General features: G+C 66.3%; 10 protein-coding genes. 7 read left to right on the top strand and 3 right to left on the bottom strand.

The window, feature by feature from the left end:
• The first annotated feature begins 234 nt into the window (after positions 1 to 234).
• Positions 235 to 6,033, top strand: coding sequence for a HAMP domain-containing protein (locus ASC65_RS15740; RefSeq protein ID WP_156459712.1), 5,799 nt, complete (start codon positions 235 to 237; stop codon positions 6,031 to 6,033).
• Complete coding sequence (locus ASC65_RS15735; RefSeq protein WP_056455423.1) at positions 6,033 to 8,084, top strand: response regulator; 2,052 nt, start codon at positions 6,033 to 6,035, stop codon at positions 8,082 to 8,084. The genes ASC65_RS15740 and ASC65_RS15735 overlap by 1 nt, the downstream gene beginning before the upstream one ends.
• Here ASC65_RS15735 and ASC65_RS15730 read toward each other — a convergent pair.
• A complete protein-coding gene (locus ASC65_RS15730) occupies positions 8,076 to 8,873 on the bottom strand; it encodes a polysaccharide deacetylase family protein (protein WP_056455421.1) in 798 nt (265 codons plus the stop codon). The genes ASC65_RS15735 and ASC65_RS15730 overlap by 9 nt on opposite strands.
• An 82-nt stretch (positions 8,874 to 8,955) precedes the next feature.
• Positions 8,956 to 10,026 carry a helix-turn-helix transcriptional regulator gene (locus tag ASC65_RS15725; protein WP_056455419.1) on the bottom strand — a complete coding sequence of 357 codons (1,071 nt, stop codon included), beginning with the start codon at positions 10,024 to 10,026 and terminating at the stop codon, positions 8,956 to 8,958.
• Between the two features lie 397 nt (positions 10,027 to 10,423).
• On the opposite strand from ASC65_RS15725, the gene ASC65_RS15720 reads away from it, so the two are divergent.
• The 5 genes from ASC65_RS15720 to ASC65_RS15700 all read left to right on the top strand — a co-directional run bounded on the left by ASC65_RS15720 (position 10,424) and on the right by ASC65_RS15700 (position 24,237).
• Positions 10,424 to 10,999 (top strand): helix-turn-helix transcriptional regulator, encoded by a 576-nt coding sequence (locus tag ASC65_RS15720; protein WP_056455417.1) that lies wholly within the window; start codon positions 10,424 to 10,426, stop codon positions 10,997 to 10,999.
• Positions 11,000 to 11,524: 525 nt separating this feature from the next.
• Positions 11,525 to 20,596 (top strand): VCBS domain-containing protein, encoded by a 9,072-nt coding sequence (locus tag ASC65_RS17260; RefSeq protein ID WP_056455414.1) that lies wholly within the window; start codon positions 11,525 to 11,527, stop codon positions 20,594 to 20,596.
• Positions 20,597 to 21,092: 496 nt separating this feature from the next.
• Positions 21,093 to 23,585 carry a CHASE3 domain-containing protein gene (locus ASC65_RS15710; RefSeq protein ID WP_056455412.1) on the top strand — a complete coding sequence of 831 codons (2,493 nt, stop codon included), beginning with the start codon at positions 21,093 to 21,095 and terminating at the stop codon, positions 23,583 to 23,585.
• Positions 23,582 to 23,968 (top strand): response regulator, encoded by a 387-nt coding sequence (locus ASC65_RS15705; protein WP_056455410.1) that lies wholly within the window; start codon positions 23,582 to 23,584, stop codon positions 23,966 to 23,968. Before ASC65_RS15710 ends, ASC65_RS15705 begins: the two co-directional genes overlap by 4 nt.
• On the top strand, positions 23,965 to 24,237 hold the full coding sequence (locus ASC65_RS15700) for an Hpt domain-containing protein (protein ID WP_082526096.1): 273 nt from the start codon (positions 23,965 to 23,967) through the stop codon (positions 24,235 to 24,237). The genes ASC65_RS15705 and ASC65_RS15700 overlap by 4 nt, the downstream gene beginning before the upstream one ends.
• On the opposite strand, the gene ASC65_RS15695 is transcribed toward ASC65_RS15700, so the two are convergent.
• Positions 24,230 to 25,633, bottom strand: coding sequence for a glycosyltransferase family 2 protein (locus tag ASC65_RS15695; RefSeq protein WP_235561521.1), 1,404 nt, complete (start codon positions 25,631 to 25,633; stop codon positions 24,230 to 24,232). The genes ASC65_RS15700 and ASC65_RS15695 overlap by 8 nt on opposite strands.
• Positions 25,634 to 25,641 lie beyond the last annotated feature (8 nt).

Raw genomic sequence — 25,641 nt, 5'->3', positions numbered from 1 at the left:
TCGGGTCAACATGGCGCGCGAAGCTAACGACGAAACCGCGAATGGCAACGCAAGAGATTCTGGAACCCGCACGGAACCAAGGAACCCATTGATGGTTTTGAGAAGTTGGTTCGGGGGAAGCAGCGCGATGAGCTGATCAGAATCAGGCAGTCGGTGGACAGGTGTCGCCGGCGGTCTGGGTCTGAATCGCTCTGCGCCTCCGGTCGTTGGGTCTGTCCCGTCCGTAGGTGAAGAATGTCGCTCGCCGCCTTGGCTCCTGAGTCCACGCTCGACAATCGCCGGCTGCTGGCCGCCTTGCGGGCCTTCCGGCGGGGAGATTTCTCCGTTCGCCTCCCCGATGACCTGACCGGGTTGGACGGCGAGTTGGCCGAGGCCTTCAACGACGTCGTCGAACTCAACGACCGCATGAGCCGCGAGTTCGGGCGACTGGGCGAGGTCGTCGGTCGTCAGGGCAAGATCAACAACCGCGCGCGAGTGCCGGGGGCGACGGGGGCGTGGGCGGACAGCGTCGACGCCGTTAACACCCTGATCGAGGACATGGTGCACCCGACCGCCGAAATGGCGCGCGTGATCGGCGCCGTGGCCAAGGGCGACCTCAGCCAGACCATGGACCTGGAGAACGAGGATCGCCCTCTGCGCGGCGAGTTCCTGCGCACCGGCAAGGTCGTGAACACCATGGTGGGCCAGCTCGGCTCCTTCGCCTCGGAAGTGACCCGCGTGGCCCGCGAAGTGGGCACCGAGGGCAAGCTGGGCGGGCAGGCGAACGTGAAGGGCGTCGCCGGCGCCTGGAAGGACTTGACCGACAACGTGAACTTCATGGCCGCCAACCTGACCGGCCAGGTGCGGAACATCGCCGAAGTGACCACCGCCGTGGCCAACGGCGACCTCAGCCGCAAGATCACCGTGGACGTGAAGGGCGAGGTCCTGGAGCTGAAGAACACCATCAACACCATGGTGGACCAGCTGAACGCCTTCGCCTCGGAAGTGACGCGTATGGCCCGCGAAGTGGGCACCGAGGGCAAGCTGGGCGGCCAGGCCCAGGTGAAGGGCGTGACCGGCACCTGGAAGGACCTGACCGACAACGTGAACTTCATGGCCGCCAACCTGACCAGCCAGGTGCGGAACATCGCTGAAGTCACCACCGCCGTGGCCAAGGGCGACCTGTCCAAGAAGATCACCGTGGACGTGAAGGGCGAAATCCTGGAGCTGAAGATCACCATCAACACCATGGTGGACCAGCTGAACGCCTTCGCGTCGGAAGTGACCCGCGTGGCCCGCGAAGTGGGCACCGAGGGCAAGCTGGGCGGCCAGGCGCGCGTGGAAGGCGTCGGCGGCACCTGGAAGGACCTGACCGACAACGTGAACCTGATGGCGGACAACCTGACCGGCCAGGTCCGCAACATCGCCGAGGTGACGACCGCCGTCGCCAAGGGCGACCTGTCCAAAAAGATCACCGTGGACGTGCGCGGCGAGGTGCTGGCGCTGAAGAACACCATCAACGTCATGGTGGACCAGCTGAACGCCTTCGCCTCGGAAGTGACCCGCGTGGCCAAGGAGGTCGGCACCGACGGCAAGCTGGGCGGCCAGGCGCAGGTGGAAGGCGTCACCGGGGCCTGGAAGGACCTGACTGACAACGTGAACCTGATGGCCGACAACCTGACCGGCCAGGTGCGTAACATCGCCGAAGTCACCACCGCCGTGGCCAACGGCGACCTGTCCAAGAAGATCACCGTGGACGTGAAGGGCGAAATCCTGGAGCTGAAATCGACCATCAACGTGATGGTGGACCAGCTGAACTCCTTCGCCTCCGAAGTGTCGCGTGTGGCCCGTGAAGTGGGCACTGAAGGCAAGCTGGGCGGCCAGGCCAACGTGAAGGGCGTCGGCGGCGCCTGGAAGGACTTGACCGACAACGTGAACTTCATGGCCGACAACCTGACCGGCCAGGTGCGGAACATCGCCGAAGTGACCACCGCCGTGGCCAACGGCGACCTGTCCAAGAAGATCACCGTGGACGTGAAGGGCGAGATCCTGGAGCTGAAATCGACCATCAACGTCATGGTGGACCAGCTGAACGCCTTCGCGTCGGAAGTGACCCGCGTGGCCCGCGAAGTGGGCACCGAGGGCAAGCTGGGCGGCCAGGCGCAGGTGACCGGCGTGACCGGGGCGTGGAAGGACCTCACCGACAACGTGAACCTGATGGCCGACAATCTGACGGGCCAGGTCCGTAACATCGCCGAGGTGACCACCGCCGTGGCCAACGGCGACCTGTCCAAGAAGATCACCGTGGACGTGAAGGGCGAAATCCTGGAGCTGAAGTCCACGATCAACACCATGGTGGACCAGCTGAACGCCTTCGCCTCCGAGGTGACCCGCGTGGCGCGCGAGGTGGGCACTGAAGGCAAGCTCGGCGGTCAGGCGCAGGTGAAGGGCGTGACCGGCACCTGGAAGGACCTGACCGACAACGTGAACTTCATGGCCGGCAACCTGACCGGCCAGGTCCGCAACATCGCCGAGGTGACGACCGCGGTGGCCAAGGGCGACCTGTCCAAGAAGATCACCGTGGACGTGAAGGGCGAGATCCTGGAGCTGAAGTCGACCATCAACACCATGGTCGACCAGCTGAACGCCTTCTCTTCGGAAGTGACCCGCGTGGCTCGTGAAGTCGGCACCGAGGGCAAGCTGGGCGGCCAGGCGCAGGTGGCCGGCGTGGCCGGCACCTGGAAAGACCTGACCGACAATGTGAACTCAATGGCCGCCAACCTGACCGGCCAGGTGCGCGGCATCGCGTCGGTCGTGACCGCGGTGGCCAACGGCGACCTCAAGCGCACCCTGACGCTGGACGCCAAGGGCGAGATCGCCTCGCTGGCCGACACCATCAACGGGATGATCGAGACCCTGGCCATCTTCGCCGACCAGGTGACCAACGTGGCCCGCGAAGTGGGCATCGAGGGCAAGCTGGGCGGCCAGGCGCGGGTGCCGGGCGCCGCTGGTCTGTGGCGCGACCTGACCGACAACGTGAACCAGCTGGCCGGCAACCTGACCACTCAGGTGCGCGCCATCGCCGAGGTGTCGACCGCGGTGACCAAGGGCGAGCTGACCCGCTCCATCACCGTCGAGGCCTCGGGCGAGGTCGCGGCGCTGAAGGACAACATCAACGAGATGATCCGCAACCTGAAGGAGCAGACTCTCAAGAACACCGAGCAGGACTGGCTGAAGACCAACCTGGCCCGCTTCACCCGCATGCTGCAGGGCGAGCGCGACCTCGCGACGGTGTCGAACATGGTGCTGTCCGAGCTGGCCCCGCTGATCAACGCCCAACACGCCGTCTTCTACGTCGCCGACAAGGACGCTGACGACGAGACGGTCCTGGTGCTGGCCGCGGCCTACGCCTCGACCGAGCGTGAACAGCTGTCGCCGACCTTCCGCCTTGGCCAGAGCCTGATCGGCCAGTGCGCCAAGGAGAAGGAGCGAATCCTCCTTACCAATGTGCCGGCCGACTACGTCCAGATCGGCTCCGGCCTCGGCGGCGCCGCGCCGCTGAACATCATCATCCTGCCGGCCCTGTTCGAGGGCGAGGTGAAGGCGGTGATCGAGCTGGCCACCTTCGGCGAGTTCTCGGAGACCCACCAATCCTTCCTCAGCCAGCTGATGGAGTCCGTCGGCATCGTGCTCAGCACCATCGGCGCCAACATGCGCACCGAAGGCCTGCTGACCCAGTCGCAGCTGCTGACGGCCGAACTGCAGGCCCAGCAGGAAGAGCTGAAGACCACCAACGATCGCCTCGAACAGCAGGCCGCGTCGCTGCGCCAGTCCGAGGAGCTGCTGCGCGCCAAGCAGGAGGAGCTGCAGCAGTCCAACGCCGAACTCGAGGACAAGGCGGTCCTGCTGTCGGCGCAGAACAAGCAGGTGGAGGCCAAGAACCAGGAGGTCGAACAGGCCCGCTACGCGCTGGAGGAGAAGGCCGAACAGCTCGCGCTGACCTCCAAATACAAGTCCGAGTTCCTGGCCAATATGAGCCATGAGCTGCGCACGCCGCTGAACAGCCTGCTCATCCTGTCGAAGATGCTCAGCGAGAACACCCAGGGGAACCTGACCGGCAAGCAGGTGGAGTTCGCCAACAACATCCACGCCGCCGGCTCGGACCTGCTCGGTCTGATCAACGACATCCTCGACCTGTCGAAGATCGAGTCTGGAACGGTCACCCTCGATATCGGCGAAACCAGCTTCGCTTCGCTGCGCGACCAGATGGAGCGAACCTTCTCGCAGATGGCCCAGGACAAGAAGCTGGACTTCAAGATCGAGGTCGATCCGAAGCTGCCGGCGTCGATGTACACTGACGACAAGCGGCTGCAGCAGATCATCAAGAACCTGCTGTCCAACGCGTTCAAGTTCACGGCCAACGGCGGCGTTCGCTTCCGCATGGAGCGTGTCGGCAGCGGCTGGAGCACCGGCAACGAACACTTGAACAAGGCGGGGCAGGTGCTGGCCTTCTCGGTGCAGGACAGCGGCATCGGCATCCCCGAGGACAAGCAGCGGATTATCTTCGAGGCCTTCCAGCAGGCTGATGGCACGACCAGCCGCAAATACGGCGGCACCGGCCTGGGCCTCTCGATCAGCCGCGAGATCACCCGCACCCTCGGCGGCGAGCTGAAGGTGGAGAGCGAGCCCGAAAAGGGATCCACCTTCACCCTGTACCTGCCGCTCAACTTCAGCCCCACGGCCCTGCCGACTTCCGCGGGCGGCGAGGCTGGACGCAACGTCATGGTCCGCACCGCGCCGATCGAGGAGGAGGCTGAGGCCCCGGAGATCATCAGCGACGACCGCGACGGCATCGCCCCGGGCGACCCGGTCATCCTGATCGTCGAGGACGACACCCGGTTCGCCAGCATCCTGCTGGCCCTCGTCCGCGACTGCGGCTTCAAGGGGGTGATCACGCCGCAAGGCGTGGCCGCCGCCTCCCTGGCGCGCCGCTACGGCCCGCAGGCGATCATGCTGGACGTCGGCCTGCCCGACATGGACGGCCTGGCCCTGCTCGACCTGCTGAAGCGGACGCCCGAGACCCGTCACATCCCGGTGCACGTGATCTCGGCGGACGACCAGGCGGGTCTCGGCCTGGCCATCGGCGCCTTCGGCTTCACCGCCAAGCCGATTGACCGGGAAGGGGTGGTCGCCAGCCTGGCCGAGGTGAAGAAATTCATCGCCGCCGCGGACCGTCGACTGGTCTTCGTCGGCCCTGAGGCCGAAGCCGCCGCCGGCCTCAAGTCCGCCTTTGGCGAGTTCACCCGCGTCGAGAACCTCAAGGCCCTGGCCAAGCTGAAGATCAAGGACGCCGACAGCCTGATCCTGGACGTTCCGGCGACGCCGGTGTCGGTCGTGGTCGAATACCTCAAGTCCGCCAGCCGTCCGGCCCTGGTCTATGCTGCGGAACCCCTGGCGGCGGAGGACGAGCGGCGCCTTCGGCTGTCGGTCTTCGCCGGCCAGGCTCGCCTGGCCCGCACCCCGGAACAGCTGCTGGAGCAGGCCACCCTGCTGCTGCACGAGCCGACCGAGCGCCTGTCGGACGTCGCCCGCATCACCCTGGCCCAGACGCGCAAGGAGGACGCCATCCTGACCGGCCGCACCGCCCTGGTCATCGATGACGACATCCGCAACATCTTCTCGATGGCCAGCGCGCTGGAGGAGTTCGGCGTCGGGCTGCACTACGCGGAGAGCGGCCGCGCCGGCCTCGACCTGCTGGCTCAGCATCCCGAGATCGACATCGTCCTGGTCGACATCATGATGCCGGACATGGACGGCTACGAGACCATGCGCGAGATCCGGTCGATCTCCCGCTTCGCCGACCTGCCGATCATCGCCGTCACCGCCAAGGCGATGAAGGGCGACCGCCTGAAATGTATCCAGGCCGGGGCCTCCGACTACGTCTCCAAGCCGGTGGACATCGACTATTTGATCTCGGTCATGCGGGTTTCGATCCAGCGCACCGACGCACAGCGGCTTTCCCTGCCGGCCCCGCGCGAGCCTGCGGCGGTCTGATGGCCAGCGATCGCATCAGTTCGGGCCCACCGCCGCTCACCGCGCGGGTCCTCATCGTCGACGACGACGAGCGCAACGCCTTCGCTGCCGCCGAGGCGCTGGGGGTGCTGGGCCATGAGCTGGTCGTGGCCCGCTCGGGCGAGGAGGCCCTGCGGCTTCTTCTGACCCAGGAGTTCGCGGTCATCCTGCTGGACCTGCACATGCCCGGCATGGACGGCTACGAGACGGCGCGACTCATCCGCGAGCACCCGCGCACCCGCAATACGCCGATCGTCTTCGTGACGGCGGTGTTCCGCGACGAGGCCCATATCTTCCAGGCCTATACGGTCGGGGCCGTGGACGTGGTCTTCAAGCCGGTCGACCCCTTCATCCTGCGCTCGAAGGTGTCGATCCTCGCCGATCTGCACCTCAAGACGCTGGAGGTCCGCCGTCAGGCCGAGGAGCAGCGCATCCTGCTGGAGGAGAACGCCCGCATCAGCGAGGAGAAGCTGGCCGCCGAGATGGCGCTGCGAAGCACCCGCGAGCGGCAGGACAACATTCTGAAGTCACTGCCGGTCGTCTTCACCTCGCGCGCCAGCGTTCATCCGTTCGGCGCCCTGTTCGTCAGCGACAGCATCGGGCCCCTGACCGGTTTCGAGGCCAACCGGTTCGTGGACGAGCCCGACATCGGCTTGGGCCGCATTCATCCGGACGATGTCGCAGGCGTGGTCAACTGCCTGATGAAGGCGTCGGAGAGCGGCGCCTACGCCTGCGAGTACCGCTGGTTGTGCGCTGACGGCCAGTACCGCACCTTCCTCGACCAGGGCGTCTGGGTGCCGGATGACGAGGATGGGGTCGATGGGCAGATCCTGGGCACCCTGCTGGACGTCACCGACCGCCGGCACCTGGAGGAACAGCTGACGCAGGCGCGCAAGATGGAGGCGGTGGGCCAGCTGACCGGCGGGGTCGCGCACGACTTCAACAACTTGCTGACGGTGGTGCTCGGCAACGCCGACATCCTGTTGCGCCGGGTCGAGGACCAGCCGCGGATCGTCAAACACCTGGCGGCGATCAGAGCGGCGGCCGAGCGGGGCCAGACCCTGACCCGTCAACTGCTGGCCTTCTCGCGCCGCCAGCAGTTGAATCCGCGTGTGGTCGACCTGAACGCCCTGATCCGCGACTTCACTCCCCTGATGCGGCAGGCGGTTGGGGAAGGGGTGGTGATAGACCTCGATCTGGCGGCCGAGCCGCTTTACGCCTCTGTCGACCCGACCCACCTGGAAACGGCCTTGCTGAACCTGGCGGTTAACGCCCGCGACGCCATGGAGAATGACGGGCGGCTGGTGATTGGCCTGTCCGAAGTTGACGAGGAAGGCGAGCGGCGCGCCTCCATACGCATCGCCGACAATGGCGCCGGCATGAGCCCCGAGGTGGCCAGCCGGGTGTTCGAGCCCTTCTACACGACCAAGGACGTCGGGCGCGGCTCTGGCCTGGGACTGTCCCAAGTGTACGGCTTCGTCGCCCAGTCCGGCGGTTGCGTCGAGCTGGTCAGCGCCCCCGGCGAGGGCGCGGCCTTCACCCTGGTGCTGCCGCTCACCGACGATCTGCCAGAGACGGCAGTGGCGGGCGATGGCGCGCATGAGGTCGAGCTGGGTCACGAGCGGGTGTTGATCGTTGAGGACGATCCCGCCGTACTCAGCGTCTGCCTCGATATGCTGACGGGGCTCGGCTACCGCTGTGAGGTCGCCGCCGACGCCGCTGGCGCGCTGCACCGGCTGGCAGGCGACCAGTCATACGACCTGTTGTTCTCGGACGTGGTCATGCCGGGCGGCATGAACGGCATCGAGCTGGGTCGCCGCGCCCAGGCCCTGCGCCCCGACCTGAGGGTGTTGCTGACTTCCGGCTATCTCGGCGAGGCTGCGCAGCAGCTCGACCACGAGTTCGAGGTGATCGACAAGCCGTACCAGCGGACCGAGTTGGGGGCCCGGCTTCGCGCCGTCCTCGCCGCCAAGCCGGAGCCTGCCGCGTCGACGCCAACCAAGAAGGCGAAGTCCAAGGTGCGGTCAGCCTAGGGGCCGGGCCGCGTGGTCCAGCGCCTCCTGCAGCGTTGTCGTCCACACCCGGTCCCGGTGCGTCGCCAGCCAATCCAGAAGTTCGGCGTGCGCCTCGGCCGACACCGGCAGGTGCTCGCCGCCGACGCCGTGGAACAGCAGCACCGTCATGCCGCCTCCCGCGACAGCCTGCTCGACCCAGGCGATCAGCTCAGCCCCGGTGACGTCGGCGTCGAAGGCCTTGGCCGGGACGTGCATCCTGTCCAGGTCGCCGATCTCGGCGGAAAGATCGCCCGGCTCAACCGACACGCCGCGCACATAGGTGACCAGACCGGCTGTCCGCAACGCCTCCAAGTAGTCGACCCCGCCCGCTGTACTCTGGCCGCACGGCGTGGCCATGCCGTGCTGCGCGCGACCGTCGATGGCCGTCAACAGGACGTTGGCCTGCTCGATCTCACGGAGCATCTCGCCCACCGTATAGGCCTCGGTGGTGTAGCGGGGGTCAGCTGGGAACGTGGCCGCCGCGCAGGGGTGGAACAGGGTGTGGTTGCCCAACTCATGCCCCTCGGCGGCGGCGGCCCGCCATCGCGGCAAGTCCGCCTGCCGCACGTTCGACAGGTAGAAGACCCCCTTCAGTCCCCGCGCATCCAGGGCCGGGATCGCCGTTTCAAGCTGTGACGCCATCGCGTCGTCATAGGTCAGCACCACCGCGGCCCGCGCGCCGCCGGGCCAGTCGTTGGCGAGGACAGGCGTCGACGCGGCGAGAGTTGCTACGAACGCGAGCGTGGCCGACAGGAGGGCGCGCTTCATGGGAGGCTCCGGCGGGTGGAGCGACGGAGACTAGCGGCTGGCCTGCCGGCGTCGAGGGGCTCTGGGCCCCGCGAACGCGTCGTCAATCGCGTTCGCCCTTCATCCAGCCGAGCAGGACATCGTAGCGCATTGCGTTGTTGTCCTGCTGGGGATGAGGCGAAACGACAGAGGGCGCCGCGCCCAGCGCGCCCAGCGTGCCCAGCGCGCCCGGCGCCGTGCCGCAGTACTCGCGGAACGCGCGGCTGAAGTGGGACTCGCTGACGAAGCCGTGCGCGCGGGCGATCTCGCCGATCGTGGGCCGGTGTCCGACGCGGCGGAGGAGGGCGGCGCGCGCCTTCTGCAGGCGGCGGTGCTTGATGAACAGGTTGACGCCGCCGCTCTCGGAGAAGGCGCGGAACAGCGTCGCGCGCGACACGGCCAGTTCCTGCATCAGGCTCTCGATGCCCAGCTCCGGATTGAACAGCTCTCGGTCGATCAGGCGGACGGCGTCGGCGCGCAGGCTGCGATAGGCGGCCGCATTGTCGTTGGCGGACAGCCGGTCGGAATGGATCAGGGCGCTTTCGGCCAGCATGAGGGCGGCCTCGATTCCGGCGATCCCTTCGTCGACGGTCATCAGCGGCGCGGCGCCGCCGAGCCCGGAAAGGTGGTTGACCAGCAGGCCGCCGAGCACGCGCGAACTGTCAACGGTCAGGCCGTGGCACTGACGTTCCGTCAGCCAGCGCGGCGCGAGGTCGCGCGGCACCACCAGGGTGATTGCGTCCACCGCCGTCACCTGGGCTGCAGAAGTTCGGGACAGGTCGCGGAAATGGACCGTTCCCGGGCCGGTGTTTATGTCAACGCCGTCGACGTCGCCCTGGGTGGAGGCGAAGTTCAGAATGATCGTGACGGCGTCCATGCCTGACCGACGGACTTCGGCGGGGCCGCGGGTCAGCGTCTGGCCAACCGACCGGCCACGTCCGAGCACATACTCTCCGAATTGGCAGACGGTGTTCTGAGTGAAGAACGGTCGCTGTGCGCCGTCTTCGACGCTCGAGACTTCATACCATTCTGAAATCCCGCTCTGGTAGTATTCGTAGGCGTCGGGGTTGTCTTTGGCCGAGATGTTCCAGCTGGCGACGCCGGGTCGACTGGTGTTCGTTGGACTGGTGGTCATGTGTCCCTAAATGAGACTGCTCCATACCCCAATAGGGGGTTAGTCAGGAAAAGCAACGCTTATAAATAACGACGTCCCTCGAAAATGTTTCTGGCTTTCAAGCAGTTCTCCAACCGGGCGAGTGAGTGGTGTTCTGAAACGGAGAGGCAAGAGATTGAGACGGACAGGCATATCGATGTTCTCCCTTTGGGGTAGGTTGCGCTCGTCGATGCGACTTTTGCGTCGGCCGTCAACGGGGGGCCGCGCTTCATTGGCGCGGGACGGGGGCGACAACTGGCTGTGAGACCATCCGTGCAACCGCTTTTCCGGTTGTCTCGGCGGCTGCCGTAACGCGCACAGGTCGCGCGTGGCGGGGGTCGGAGTCTGGTGGCGTCGCAGCCCTGTGGCGAAGACTGACATGCGCACTGCCGTAGACCCCGACGTCTCGACCTACCACCGGCTGTGGCAGTCCGCGAGCGCGTTACCGTCGTTCCTGATCGGCCCGGACTTTAAGGTGTTGTGGCGCAACCCTGCCTTCGCCGCGCTGGATGCGTCGGCGCCGGTCCGCGAGCACGATCGGGCGCTGCAGTTTTGCGACCGGATGCTTCACGCCGCCTTCACCGCCTATCTGGCCGGCGTCACCACCGTTCCTTCGGCCTGGGTTGTGCGGGACGACGAGTGCGGCGTGCTGCTGGTGCGCTGCGTGCGGCTCGAGCCTGACCAGATGGAGCCCGCGGTGGCCTGCGTCCTCCACGACAGCGGCAACCGGTCCTCGATCGTGTGGGCGGATTTCGCGACAGCTTTCACCCTGACCAATGCCGAGGCGACGCTGGCGCGGCGCCTGGCCGAGGGTGAGTTGCTGGCCGAAGCGGCCGCTGGCGTGAGCATCACCTACGAAACCGCCAAAACCCACCTGAGGCGCATCTACGCCAAACTGGGCGTTCGCGGCCGCGAGGAGTTCTACTCGCGAATGCTCGCATATCGGGTGGCCTAGACGCCCTGATTTGAATCCTTCCTGAGCAACGTCGTTCTTCCGGCTTGGGAAGCGCGCCACCTTGGGAAATGAGAGACCAGAACCATCAAGGTTTCGGACGTCCACGCGCGCCGGTAGTAAGAAATTCCAGATAGCAGATCTAGCCGAGCGTGCCGGCTGGTGCATGACGTCCTTCATTCTCGAGCGCGTTGTTAAGCATGTTGTCTTGGGATCCGGGACCGCTTGCGGAGAATAGATCAGATTTTCGTCTGTCTACCCCGATCGGGGGATGATTAATAAAGCGTAAACCGCCAAGTCTGCCGCGCTGGTGGCATTCCCTATCGAGAAGGGCATCCACCGGAAGAACTAAGGGGGGGCAGACGCCCGGGGCCAAGCACAAGGTGCGGCCACCGCGGCGATCTCATCTTTGAAGGACTCTTGGGAGTTCGCGAACGAGGATTCATTACGAGTCCGCGCGCGCTCCCTGCTGTGTGAAATCTTGGACCGGACAGACGTATGCGCTGCCGGCCGTGGGAGAATTGTGCCATGCCGTACGTCGCGAACCCGAACCACCTGACCCGCTTCGCTCAAGGCTTCGAAGCCGCCGATGCTTCCGGCGTTCTCTTCTTCGGCAGCGGATCGTTGACGCCGGCAGGTGCAGGGGACGAGGCGCACGCACTCCTTCACGGCCCGGGCCCCTACACGCAGTTCGACGGCTACCGCCGGGCGTTCAACGACGGCTTCGACGCCAGCGTCCAGGTCTACCTCGACGCCGGTTGGTCCAACGGGGAGGGCTTCAACTTCACGGTGGCCGTCAACGACCAGAACGGTACGCATCGGCGCGATTTCGCCTTCCACGTGGCGATGGACGACGGACAGCTGATGATCGGCGTCAACACCGGGTCGCCCGCGACCCCGATGACGGATCTTGAACTCCGTCCCCACGCCGTCATCACGGAGTCCGGCTGGTACACGCTCGCGCACAGCTTCCAGGCCAACGAGGATGGCGTGCTTGAAGTCGTTCTGTCGGTCATCGACGCCGAGGGCGGCGTGGTCTTCACCCAGACGATCTCGGATCCGTCGGACCTGATCGCCTCGCAGATCGGCGGCAACCGCTACGGCTGGTTCACCGCCAACACCGTCGAGGGCGGCCTGGCGATCGACGACCTGACCCTGACCACCGCCGACACCAATCCCTTCATCGTCAAGTCCGGCCGCGACCTTCTCGGATCCTTCGCGACCTTTGAGGAAGCGCTGGCGGCGGTTCAGTGCGGCGCCTTCGGTGGCGGCGCCCTGAGCATCCTCGAGACCGGCGGCGGCGTGATGGGCCTGTTCGGCTCCAGCGACGGCGACACCCTGACCGGTGGCGATGGCAACGACTTTATCGACGGCCGTGGCGGCAATGACGTCATTGACGGCGGCGACGGCTACGACACCGTTCACATCGCGTCGTCGCTCTCCGACGTGGTCGTCGACTTCGGCGCCGGCACCATCACCCACGACGGCGAGGTCGACTCGATCTCGAACGTCGAGAACGTGACGGTCGGCGCGGGCGTCACCCTGGTGACCGCCTTCGACGCCAATGACCTGCCTGACGACGTGGTCGAGATGGAAGGCGGCGAGGGCTTCCAGACCCTGAACATCCAGGTTTCGAACCTGACCGCCAGCGACGTCGTTCGCATGGAATCGGCCGGCGAGACCATCGAGCTGGACCTGGACGGCGACGGCGACGTCGACATGGTCGTCAGCGGCATGGACGAGATCGTCCTGAACGGCCAGCACATCGTGCTGGAAGGCGACTTCGGCGCCACCGGCCTGTCCGATGACACCGTCATCATGAACGGCACGGGCGCCAACGACATCCTCGACGGTCGCCTGATGACCTCGAGCGAGTCGATCGAAGCCAACGGCGGCGCCGGCAACGACCTGATCTACGGCGCGGGCGGCGAGGACCTGTTCGACGGCGGCGCGGGCTCGGATAACGTCTACGGCGGCCTGGGGGACGACGTGTTCGTCGGCACCGTCGACGGCGTGGGCGACAACTACCGCGGTGAAGGCGGTTCGGACACGGTCGACTACTCGGCCGCCACCGGCGCCATGAACATCAACCTGAACAACGCGGCCTCGGGCGGCGGCGTCGGTACCGACCAGCTGTTCAGCATCGAGAACGCGATCGGCTCGACCCACAACGACTCCATCTCGGGCTCGTCGGTCGCCAACGTCATCACCGGCGGCGGCGGCGACGACACCATCAACGGCAACGGCGGTCTCGACACGGTCGTGATCAACGCCAACGCCGGGGACGTCACCGCCGTCCAGGGCTCGTTCCGGATCACCGTGACCAGCGGCGACGGCGTGGACGTGCTGCGCAACGTCGAGTTCATCCAGTTCAACGACGCCCTGATCCAGGTCGACGGCTCGACCGGCAACGCCTACGCCTACGGGGCAGACGACAGCGCCTTCGCCGCGGAAAACTGCGGCGCGTCGGGCAATGTCCTGTGCAACGACATCGAGATCGAGAACGAGACGATGACGGTCTCCGGCGCCCGCGCGGGCCTGGAAGCCGCCGGCGGCTCGATGACGGTCATCTCGGGCGCGACGGTCATCGTCGGGACCTACGGCACGCTCACGATCAACGCAGACGGCTCCTACGACTACGAAATCACCGACGAGACCCTGTCGGCCGGCCAGTTCGTCGAGGAAGCCTTCACCTATCACGTCAATGACGCGACCGGTCAGGGCTCTGACGCGGCGCTGGTGTTCTGCGTCATGGGCTCCAATGACGCCCCGACCGTGACCTCGGCGACCAACGGCACGATCCTCGAGGACACCAACGCCTCGACCTCGGGCACGGTCGCCTTCGCCGACGTCGATGCGCTGGACACCCACACCGTCGACAGCGAGGCCGCCTGTGTCGGCTACGTCGGCGAGTTCATCGCCATGATCACCGAGGCCGGTCAGGTCGAGTGGACCTTCGAGGTCGACCCGGCTGACATCCAGGGCCTGGCCGCCGGCCAGTCGGTCGTCCAGACCTACACCGTCACCGTCCGCGACGGGAACGGGGGCTGCGTCGAGCAGGACGTCACCGTCACCCTGACGGGCGTCAACGACACCCCGACCGGCAGCGACGCCGAGGTCCAGGTCGACGAGAACGCGACGCTGGGCGGCTACATGGTGGCGTCTGACGTCGACGGCGACGATATCGTCTCGTACCAGCTGACCGACGAAGCGCCGGCGGGCCTGTCCTTCGACGACGAGACCGGCGAGTACAGCTTCGTTCCGGGGCCGGAGTTCGAGCACCTGAACGTCGGCGACACCGCCACGGTGACCTTCTCCTACACCGCCACCGACGAGAACGGCGTAACCAGCGAGCCGTCGACCATCACCATCACCGTCAACGGCACGAATGACGGCCCGGTGGCGACGACCACGACGGGCGCCGCGACCGAGGACGTGGCCCACACCGGCTCGGTGTCGGCCACGGACGCCGACGACGACGCCGTCCTGACCTACGCCCTGAGCGGTGAAGCTCCGGCTGGGCTGGAATTCAACGCCGACGGCACCTACAGCCTCGACACCTCGACGTTCGACTCGCTGGCTGCTGGTCAAACGACCACCGTCAGCTTCGACTACACCGTTACCGACGAGAACGAGACCACCAGCGCCCCGCAGACCGTCACCGTGACCGTCACCGGCACGAACGACGATCCGACTATCACCGCGGCGACCGTGGTGAGCGGCAGCGTCACCGAAGCCGACACTCCGGAGGGCGGCGTCGTCGAGGCGGGCTCGCTCAACACGACCCTGGGGACGGCGACCGTGCTCGACCGCGATGCGTTCCGCATCGCGCCGAACGTGGACGTCGCCAACGACGGCCTGCCGACGCTGCGGGTCAACTATGGAGCCGAAGGCTACACCGGCGAGTACCTGCGGATTGAACTCGTGGCCGGCGAGGTCGTGACCCTCGACATCGACTATGCGAATTCGGGCGACGACCTCCACGCTAACGTCCTGGATGCCGCCGGAAACCCGATCTACTACTTCGCGCACGAGGAAACGGACATGATGAGCGGCGCCCAGTCGGCGTTCGGCTCCTTCCTCGCCACGTATACCGGCACCTATTACATCCAGTTGTATGACAACGGCCCCTCCGGTTCGGTCGGCACGGCCCTCCATGTCAGCATCGACAACTGGCTGGCCGCTCCGCACGGGACCGGCGGCTCGTCGACGGAGCGTTCCGCCGAGGGCAGCTTCACCTATGCCGACCTCGACACGACCGACACCCACACCGTCTCGGTCTCGGGCGACGAGGACTACGCCGGGGAACTGAGCGCTGTGATCAACAGCGCCGGCACCGTCGAGTGGGAATGGACCGCGGACGCTTCGGAACTGCAGTTCGCCGCCGAGGGCGAGGTCATCGAGCAGGTCTACACCGTCACCGTCGACGACGGGAACGGCGGCACGGTCGAGCAGACCGTCACCATCACCATCACCGGCGAGAACGACGGCGTCACCATCACCGACGTGACCGGCGACGGCTCCATCGCTGAAGACGATGCGATCGCCGACGGCATCTCGGGCACGATCGCCTTCACCGACGTCGACCTGTCCGACGAGCATACCGTCGAATCCGAAGCCAACGGCGTGGACTACGTCGGCGACTTCTCCGCCTCGATCGACGAGGACGGCAATGTCACCTGGTCGCTGGATATCGACGACGCGATCCTGAACGCGCTGAACGAGGGCGAAAGCATCGTCCAGTCGTACGACGTGACCGTCAGCGACGGTAACGGCGGCACGGACACCGAGACGGTCAGCATCACCATCACGGGCACGGACGACGCCCCGGTGTTCACCGCCGATATGATCTCGACCGAAGAGGACGACTACGCCGCCGGCGTCTTCACGGCTGTCGATCCGGAAGCCGAAGGCGCCATCACCTTCAGCGTGGTCGGTGAAACCCCGACGGGCTTCAGCCTCACCTCGAACGGCGCCTGGACCTACACGGCCACCGACGCCTCGTTCGATGAGTTGGAAACGGACGAGTCCGCCAGCGCGGAGGTCACCATCCGGGCCACCGACGCCACCGGCGCCTACACCGAGCAGGTCATCATCCTCACCGTCGACGGCGTCAGCTACGCGCCGGTCGCGGTCGACGTGTCGGACGAGGTGGACGAGGACTCCTCGATCTCCGGCTCGGTCTCGGCCACGGACGCCGAGGATGACGCCGAAGACCTGACCTACGAACTGGTCGGCGACGCGCCCGCGGGCCTGACGTTCAACCCGGATGGCACCTGGACCTTCGATGCCAGCAGCTATGACTCCCTGTCCGGCGGCGACAGCCTGCCGGTCACGGTGGACTACATCGCTATCGACTCCGGCGGCCTCGAGTCGGCGCCCCAGACCCTGACCATCACGGTCATCGGCGCGAACGACGACCCGACGGCTGATGACGCCTCGATCCCGCTGAGCGAGGACGACGGGATCTACGACGGCCAGGTCACGGGCGACGACGCCGAAGGCCAAATGGCCAGCTGGAGCATCGTCGGCGAAGCTCCGACCGGTCTGGAGTTCGAAAGCGACGGCTCCTACACCTTCGACCCGAGCGCCTATGCGCTCGGCGCGGGTCAAACCCAGGAAGTCAGCTTCCAGTACACGGGCACCGACGAAGACGGCGGCGTCAGCGAGCCGGCCACGGTCACCTTCACCATCACCGGCGTGAACGACGCCCCGGTCGCTTCAGACTTCGCGGACGAAGTTGCAGAGGACTCGTCGATCAACGGCTCGGTGGCCGGAAGCGAAGATGACGACAACCTGGCCACGGACGAAGAAGACGGCACGGACCTGACCTTCGAACTGGTCGGCGAAGCGCCGGAAGGCCTGACCTTCAACCCGGACGGCACCTGGTCGTTCGACGCCGGCGCCTATGACGACCTGGCCGGCGGACAAACCGAGGAGGTCGAGGTCGAATACGTCGCCGTCGACTCCGAAGGCACGCCGTCCGAGACCCGTACCCTGACCATCACGGTCACCGGTTCGAACGATGAGCCGGAAGTCGACGCAGACGACGTCTCGCTCGACGAGGGCGAAGTCCTGCTGACCGGCCAGGTCTCGGGCGACGACGTGGACGGTTCGATCGTCAGCTACCAACTGGTTGGCGAAGAGCCCGAGGGCCTGACGTTCAACCCGGACGGCAGCTACAGCTTCGACGCCGCCGGCTTCGACCTCTCGGAAGGCCAGTCGGAAGAGGTGACCTTCACCTTCACCGGCACGGACAACAGCGGCGGCGTCAGCGAGCCGCACACGGTGACCATCACGGTCAACGGCGTGAACGACGCTCCGATCGCCTCGGAAGACACCATCACCCTGACCGAAAACGAAACGGCCACCGGTTCGGCGGAAGCCTCGGATTCGGACGGGACCGTGGTCTCGTGGGATCTGGTCGATGAAGCCCCGGCCGGCCTGACCTGGGACTCCGAGACCGGCGAATGGAGCTTCGACGCCAGCGTCGCGCACCAGGGTCTGGACAGCGGAGAGACGGCGACGGTCGAGGTCACCTACACCGTGACCGACAACAACGGCGCGGAGTCGGAACAGCGCACCCTGACCTTCGAAATCAGCGGCGTGAACGATGCGCCGGTGGCTGCGGACAGCACGAACGAAGCGACCGAGCCGGGCAGCATCAACGGTTCCGTCTCGGCCACGGACGCTGACGGCGAGGCCCTGACCTACGCCCTGGTCGGCGAGACTCCGGAATGGCTGACGTTCAACAGCGACGGCACCTACACCGTGGACAGCTCCTACTTCGAGCTGCCGGAAGGCGAGACGCAGGACGTCAGCTTCCAGTTCACCGCCAATGACGGCGATGCCGACAGCGCTCCGGCGACTGTCACCGTCACCGTCACCGGCGCCAACGATGGTCCGGACGCCGACAACGACTACGTCTGCATCGACGAGGACGGCTCGGCCTCCGGCACGCTGGACGCCTCGGACCTCGACGGGACCGTGGTCTCGTGGAACCTGGTCGACGACGCCCCGGCGGGCCTGACCTGGGACTCGGAGACCGGCGCCTGGACCTTCGACGCCAGCGGCCTGTACGACAGCCTCGACGAGGGGGATTCGGAAACGGTCGTGATTTCGTACACCGTGACCGACGACAGCGGCGCGGTGTCGGAAGAGCGCACCCTGACCATCGACATCAACGGCGTGAACGACGCGCCGGCGGGCGATGCCAGCTCGATCGCGGTCACCGAGGACTCCGAAGCCGAGGGTTCGGTTTCGGCCAGCGACGCGGATGACAGCGTGCTCACCTACGCCGTGTCCGGCGAGACGCCGGAATGGCTGACGTTCAACAGCGACGGCGCCTACTCCATCGACGGTTCGTACTTCGAGCTGGCGGAAGGCGACACGACCGAGGTCAGCTTCGACTTCATCGTCAATGACGGCGACGCGGACAGCGAACCGCAGACCGTCACCGTCACCGTCACCGGCGCGAACGACCTGCCGACCGCCGGCTCCGTCTGCGACGACGTCGCCGAGGACAGCGAGATCTCGGGCAACCTCGTCGGCGACGACGTGGACGGCTCGATCGTCAGCTACCAGCTGACCGGCGAAGCCCCCGCAGGCCTGAGCATCGACGGCGAAACCGGGGTCTACACCTTCGACGCGGACAGCTACGACTGGCTGGCGGACGGCGAGGAGACCACGGTGTCGGCGACCTACACGGTCACCGACAACAACACGGGCGTCTCGGAAGAGCGCACGCTGTACATCAACATCACCGGCTCGAATGACGGTCCGGTGGCGGGCGTGAACTCGGAAACCTCGGTGACGGAAGGCGACACCCTCTGGGGTCAGCTGGACGCCACCGACGTCGACAGCGAGAGCCTGGTCTACAGCCTGACGAGCGCTGCTCCGACGGGCCTGACCTTCGGCTCGGACGGCTGCTACTCGTTCGACGCCTCCAGCTACACCTACCTGAACCAAGGCCAGTCGCTGGACGTCAGCTTCACCTACATCGCCGCCGACGAGTCCGGCGCCGAGACGGAGCAGCGGACGGTCACCATCACCATCAACGGCGCCATCAACGTCGTTAACATGCTGGACGGTGGCGACAGCTACACCGGCGTTGCGGCCGATGAGGACATCACCGGCGGCGACAGCGACGACTTCATCAACGCCGGCGCGGGCGCCAACATCGTCCACGGCGGTGAAGGCGACGACCAGATCATCGCGGGCTCCGGCCACGACGAGCTGCACGGCGACGCCGGCGACGACACCCTCAACGGCGGTTCGGGCAACGACGTCCTCCGCGGCGGGGAAGGCAACGACTTCGTCAACGGCGGTTCGGGCGACGACCTGGTCTACAGCGACGCCGGTGACGACGATCTGCGCGGCGGGACGGCCTCGAACGACACCATCTCGTTCGAGAACACGCTCAACGGAATCACGGTCAATCTGTCGAACGGCGGCTTCCAGCACACCGGCGACGGCTTCGACATGATCACCGGCTTCGAGAACGTGATCGGCTCGGCCTACAACGACACCATCACCGGCAACGAGCTGACCAACCTCATCTCGGGCGGCGAGGGCAACGACACCCTGAACGGCGCCGGCGGAGCCGACCTCATGGTCGGCGGCAACGGCAACGACTGGTACTATGTCGACAACGCCGGCGACATGGTCGTCGACACGAGCGGCGTGGATCGCGTCAGCACCACGCTGGCGACCTACCAACTGGCGGCCGAGCTGGAGAACCTCTACGGCCAGAGCGCGACCGGTCACCACTTTACCGGCAACGATGGAGCGAACACGATCGCGGGCTTCTCCGGGAATGACGTCCTGGTAGGCGGCCTGGGTGGCGACACCCTGATCGGCATGGCCGGCAACGACACCCTGTACGGCGGCGTCGGCACGCCGAATACGATGATCGGCGGCGCGGGAGACGACACCTACTACGTCGACTCCAACGACACCTACGTCGAGGCCGCGGGTGAAGGCGTCGACACCGTCATGGTCTCGCTGAACACCCACACCGCGCGGGCGAACGTCGAGAACATGGTGTTCACCGGCGCCGGCGCCTTCACCGGCGGCGGCAACGCCCTGAACAACTCGATCACCGGCGGCGCCGGCAACGACACCCTGACGGGCGGCGCCGGCAACGACACTCTGAACGGCGGCGACGGCGTCGATATCGCCCGTCTGTCGGGTCTGGCGTCGGGCTACTCGATCACCCAGGAAGGCGCCGGCTGGCGCGTCATCGACACCAACCTCGGCGATGGCGACGACGGCAACGACTTCCTGACCAACATCGAAAGCCTGCGCTTCGGCAACGGCGTGACGCAGTCGCTGGTTGTCGCCCCGCCGGCGCCGGCGCTCACGGCCAAGGAAGCCGGTCCGCAGGTCCTGCCGACCCTGGCGGACGACGACTTCGTCTACAGCAAGGGCGCCGACTTGCCGATGGTCTCGCCGTTGGGGCAGGCGTTCGACATGGACCTCGGAACGCAGGCCGTAGAGTTGGCGAGCCTGATGCCGGAGCGCGTCAACCTCGCCCTGCACTTCGATGCCGACCTCGGCGCCGGCTACGGCCACGACCTCGGCGATCACTGGATGCTCTAACCGGTCCGAACCCACGTCCGGCGGCCTCGCGCCGCCGGGCGTGGGGTTCAGTTCATTCTGCTGATTTGACGTCCACCCGGTCCGCCCCAGCGAGCCGGGTGGACGCAATTTTCGACTGCAGCGAGCCGAAGCCTGTGGGGCGCGGAGAGCCGGCGGACGTCGGCAAGCAAACGCCGCGGCGCGAGCACGGCCCGGAGCCGTCGGGCGCTACGCCGAGGCGCTGAACCAACGGCCTGCTCGCCGAGGCGGGACCCGCCACGACCGCCAGCGCATGCCTCGCCAGATCAGGACGGAAACCGATCGAAAGATTAGATTGTCGTGGTGCGCCCTGGCGGTGCAGTCAGTCGCCTGCCAATTTTTCTCCGCCGGTGGCCGGCTTGAAGGTCACTGGCCGGTAACCCCGATCCACCATGGTGTACGTCCACACGGCGCAGGCAGCACAACCACAATGATTTCGAGGCAGCCATCCGACCAAGGAACGCCGGCCTCTGGCGCAGTGAAGCTGAGGTCGCGCGCACGCGCCGGATGGCCGGCGTTTGGCCTCACGGCCATCCTGAGCGGCGCGCTGATAGCCGCCCTTCTCGTCCTGACCGGAGTAGAGCTTTATCGCGAATTTGCGAGCGCCAGCCGGGTTCGCGAAGCGGTGCGCGAATCCTACGAAACCCGGTCTTCGATCCAGAGCGTCTTCTCCCTGCTCCAGGACGCAGAGACTGGCCAGCGGGGGTATGTCATCACCGGCGACCCGAGCTATCTCGAACCGTACGAGGCTGCGCGCGCTAGACTGGACGACAGGTTGTCCGAACTCGGGCTTCGCTTTGCCGACGAACCCGAGCAGGCCCGGGATCACCGCGAACTTGTGGCGCTGACCGCGGTCAAACGGCGCACGATGGAACGGGGCATTCAGGCGCGCTCGCGTGAGGGGGCTGAAGCGGCCATCGCCATCGTCTCCAGCGGCGCGGGCAAGACGGCGATGGATGACATACGCGCCGTTATAGACCGCATGACCCAACGCGAGGCTCGCTCACTCGAGGAGCGATCTGTCAGCGCCGCGGCCCGGACCAGAGTGACGGAAATTCTGGTGATCAGCCTGTTTCTCGCGCTCGTCGCTGTCGCATCCGGCGCCGCCTGGCTCGTGTGGCGCTATGTCCAGACGAGGGATGTTCTGCTTCGCCGGATCAAGGCCACCGCCGCCCGACAGGAGGCGATCTTCGACAGCACCATCGACGCTATCGTCACTCTCAACCCCAGCGGAAGCATCGAGACAGTCAACCGCGCAGCCCGGCTCATGTTCGAATACCCGGCCGAAGAGCTGAGCCGGCGGGATGTGAAGATGTTGTTCGATGTCGCCTCCAACGGCGACGGGGGCTTCCTGGATCGGCTGAGAGCGACCCAGGGGGCGCTCGACGAGGGCGTGGCGCGGGAGTTGATCGGACGGCGCCGGGACGGCCAGACCTTCCCGGTCGACGTCACCCTGGCGGCGATGGACTTGCCGGATGGCCGCCACGTGGTGGCGGTGATGCGCGACATCACCGAGCGGCGACGTGTCGAAAGCATGAAAGACGCCTTCGTTTCGACTGTCAGTCACGAACTGCGCACGCCCCTGACTTCGATCGCGGGCTCTCTCGGCCTTCTCGCCGGCGGAGCGGCGGGAGCGTTGCCGGAGCGGGCGCAGAAGCTCGTCGGCATCGCCCATTCCAACAGCCAGCGGCTGGTCCGATTGATCAACGATATTCTCGACGTCGAGAAGCTGGAGGCCGGCCAACTGGTGCTTCAGCTTGCGCCCGTCGACCTACGGGACATCGCGGCGCGATCGATCGAGGGGGTCAGCGGCTTTGCCGAAGGCCTTGGCGTGGCCCTGACTCTCACCGATGGCGAGCCGGCTCCTGTCAGGGGGGATGCCGACCGCCTCATCCAGGTCGTCACCAACCTGCTTTCCAATGCCGCGAAGTTCTCGCCGCGAGGGGGGGAGGTGAAGGTCGCCGTCGATCCTGAAACCCGGATCGCCCGTCTCACCGTCGTCGATCAGGGGCCGGGCATCCCTGACGCTTTCCGGTCGCGCATTTTTCAGAAGTTCGCCCAGGCCGACAGTTCAGACACCCGAGCCAAGGGCGGAACGGGTCTCGGCCTCGCCATCGCACGAGAGATCGCCGAGCGGCACGGAGGGCGACTCTGGTTCGAATCCGCCGAGGGCGAAGGCGCCGCCTTTCACCTCGATCTGCCCCTTGATCATGAGATCGACGCCAGCGCGGTCTCCATGGGGCGGCTGCTGATCTGCGAGGATGACGCTGACGTCGCGGCCGTGCTCGCCGACATGCTGGCGATCGAAGGGTTCGAGGCTGATATCGCTTCGACCGGACGTCACGCGCTCGAACTTGCCCGATCCTGCCGGTACGCCGCGGCCCTGATTGACCTTCAGTTGCCGGACACTGACGGTATCGCCGTGATCCGGGCCCTGCGTGCGCGGCCCGAGACGCGGGCTCTGCCGGTTATCGCCGTCTCGGGTGACATCGCCCGGGGCAAGGCCCGCGGCCGGTCTCTCGAGATTGTGGACTGGATCGAAAAGCCGTTTGATCAGAGTCGCATCCGCGAGGCGATCGGAGCCGTCTTGACCAGCGGTCGACGGCCGGTCGTGCTCCACATCGACGACGACCGCGATATCCTCGAAGTCACCCGCGCTGCGCTAGCGGATGTCACGGATGTGACCACCGCGGAAAGTCTCGCGGACGCGCGCCGGCTCCTGCGGCAGCTCCGTCCCGATCTGGTCATTCTTGATCTGGGGCTGCCGGACGGCTCGGGCCTTGAAATCCTGCCCGACCTGACGGACGAATCCGGTCGGACCATTCCGGTGATCGTTTATTCCGCCCAGGAGATCGACCGCGACCTGGCGCCAGCCGTACAGGCGGTGCTGACGAAATCCCGTATGTCGCTCACCCAGCTGGCGAGAACCGTCAGGAAGCTGAGCCGACCGCCGGGCGAGGATCAATCATGACGCGTATGCAGGTTCTTCACGTCGACGACGACGACGATATCCGTGAAGTCGCCGCCTTTTCCCTCGCGATTGATCCGCAGATCGAACTGCGCAGCGCGGCCTCCGGCGCAGAGGCCCTGGCGGTCCTGGAAGAGGGCTATCGGCCTGACGTCATCCTGCTCGATGTCATGATGCCGCGCCTTGATGGCCCCGGCACGCTCGCGCTGATCCGGGAGTTGCCTGGGCATGCGGGGACGCCGGTCATCTTCATGACGGCGCGCGCCCAGACCAGCGAGACGGATCAGTACCGGGCGGCGCTGGGCGCGCTGGACGTGATCATCAAACCGTTCGACCCAATGGTTCTGGCGAAGGATGTGCGCGCCTTGTTGGCCAACGGGAAATGACAGATCCCATGGAGGCGTTCAGGGCGCGATTTCGCGAGCGATGCGCCGTCGATCTGGTTGCCCTCGAGAGCCTTTGGCGCGACGGCGTCCGCTCCGGCGATGACCTGCGCGTGCTTGCCCACGGCCTCGCGGGCTCCGGTGGCACCTTCGGCTTCCCGGCCGTCAGCAAAGCGGCCGCATTGGTGGACGATGCCTTGACGGACGGCCGTCAGCCTTCGGATGCGGACATGATCGCGCTGCTCTCTGTCCTGCGGGAGACGATCAGCTAGACGGGGCGCCGAAGCCCTTTCGGGTCATCGCGCCCCAGGATTGGCTCCGCCGCAGATACTGCCAGATGCCGCGGAGGCGCCACAGGTTGTTGACCTGCCGGTAGCCGAAATTCTCGATCACCGCGACGGTGGTCAACAGGATGAGATCACGGGCGCGGGGGAAGCGGCGTAGTTCCGATTCCTCCAGCGCAAGGGAGCCAACGGAGATGACCACGCCAAACGTGAAGCTGCCCGCCAGAAACGCCAGCAGATAGTCGACGGACAGCAGGCCCATGGCCCACAGCGTCGGGATCAGCAGATAACCCAGAAGCTCCACGACCGGGCCGATGACGTCGACCAGCAGGATGTAGCCGAACCCGACGAATCCCACGCGGCCGTAGCGGGGCGTAAACAGCATCCGCCAGTGGCGCTCAAAGGTCTCCAAGGCGCCGCGGTGCCAGCGGGAGCGCTGACGGCCGAGGACGCGAATGCTCTCGGGCGCCTCTGTCCAGCACACCGGCTCGGGCACGAAGGAGACCCGGTACGGCAAGCCCTTGTCTCGCATCAGCCGGTGCAGCTTGACCACAAGCTCCATGTCTTCCCCGACGGTGCCATGCGTGTAGCCGCCGACCTCGATGACCCGTGCGCGGCGGAACAGGCCGAAGGCTCCGGAGATGATCGTGAGGGCGTTGATCCGGCTCCAGGCGAGCCGGGCCATCAGGAAGGCGCGCAAATATTCGACGGTTTGAAGGAGCGCCAGGGGATTGCGGGGCGCGCGCACCTCGACAACCCTGCCATCCTCGATCCGGCAACCGTTCGCGATGCGGATGGTGCCGCCCACGGCGACGGTCTTCTCGGGATCCTCGACGAAAGGACGCACGGCGCGGAGCAGGGCGTCCGGCTCCAGAAGGGAGTCGGCGTCCATCGAGCAAAAGATCGGCGCGCGCGAGACGTTGATGCCCGCGTTCAAGGCGTCGGCCTTGCCGCCGTTCTCCTTGTCCACCACGATCAGGCGCGGCTGGTGCGCGGCGCCGTAGACCGCGCGGATCGGCTTGTGATCGATGGCCAGATCGTAATGCCGATGCAGCGGCTTGAGGTCGAAGACGTCGATCAGGACCTGCAGCGTCTTGTCCGTCGAGCCGTCATTGATGACGATGACCTCGAAATTGGGATAGTGCAGCGACAACAGCGAGCGAACGCTCTGCGAGATCGTCATCGCTTCGTTGAACGCCGGCGCCAGCAGCGCGATGGGCGGCGAGGCGTCCGCATAACGGCGCCACAACACGCCGGCTTGGGGCGACGGCGGGCGTTCGATGAGGGCGGCCGCGGCCAGTCCCAATTGCACCAGATAGATCAGATTCTGCAGCAGTCCGGTGCCGATCACGAACCAGGCGATCAGTCCGGCCAATCCGGCCATGACGGGGC

It is taken from the genome of Brevundimonas sp. Root1279 (assembly GCF_001425945.1).
Lineage (GTDB): Bacteria > Pseudomonadota > Alphaproteobacteria > Caulobacterales > Caulobacteraceae > Brevundimonas.
This window is presented reverse-complemented; position numbering and strand designations above follow the sequence as displayed.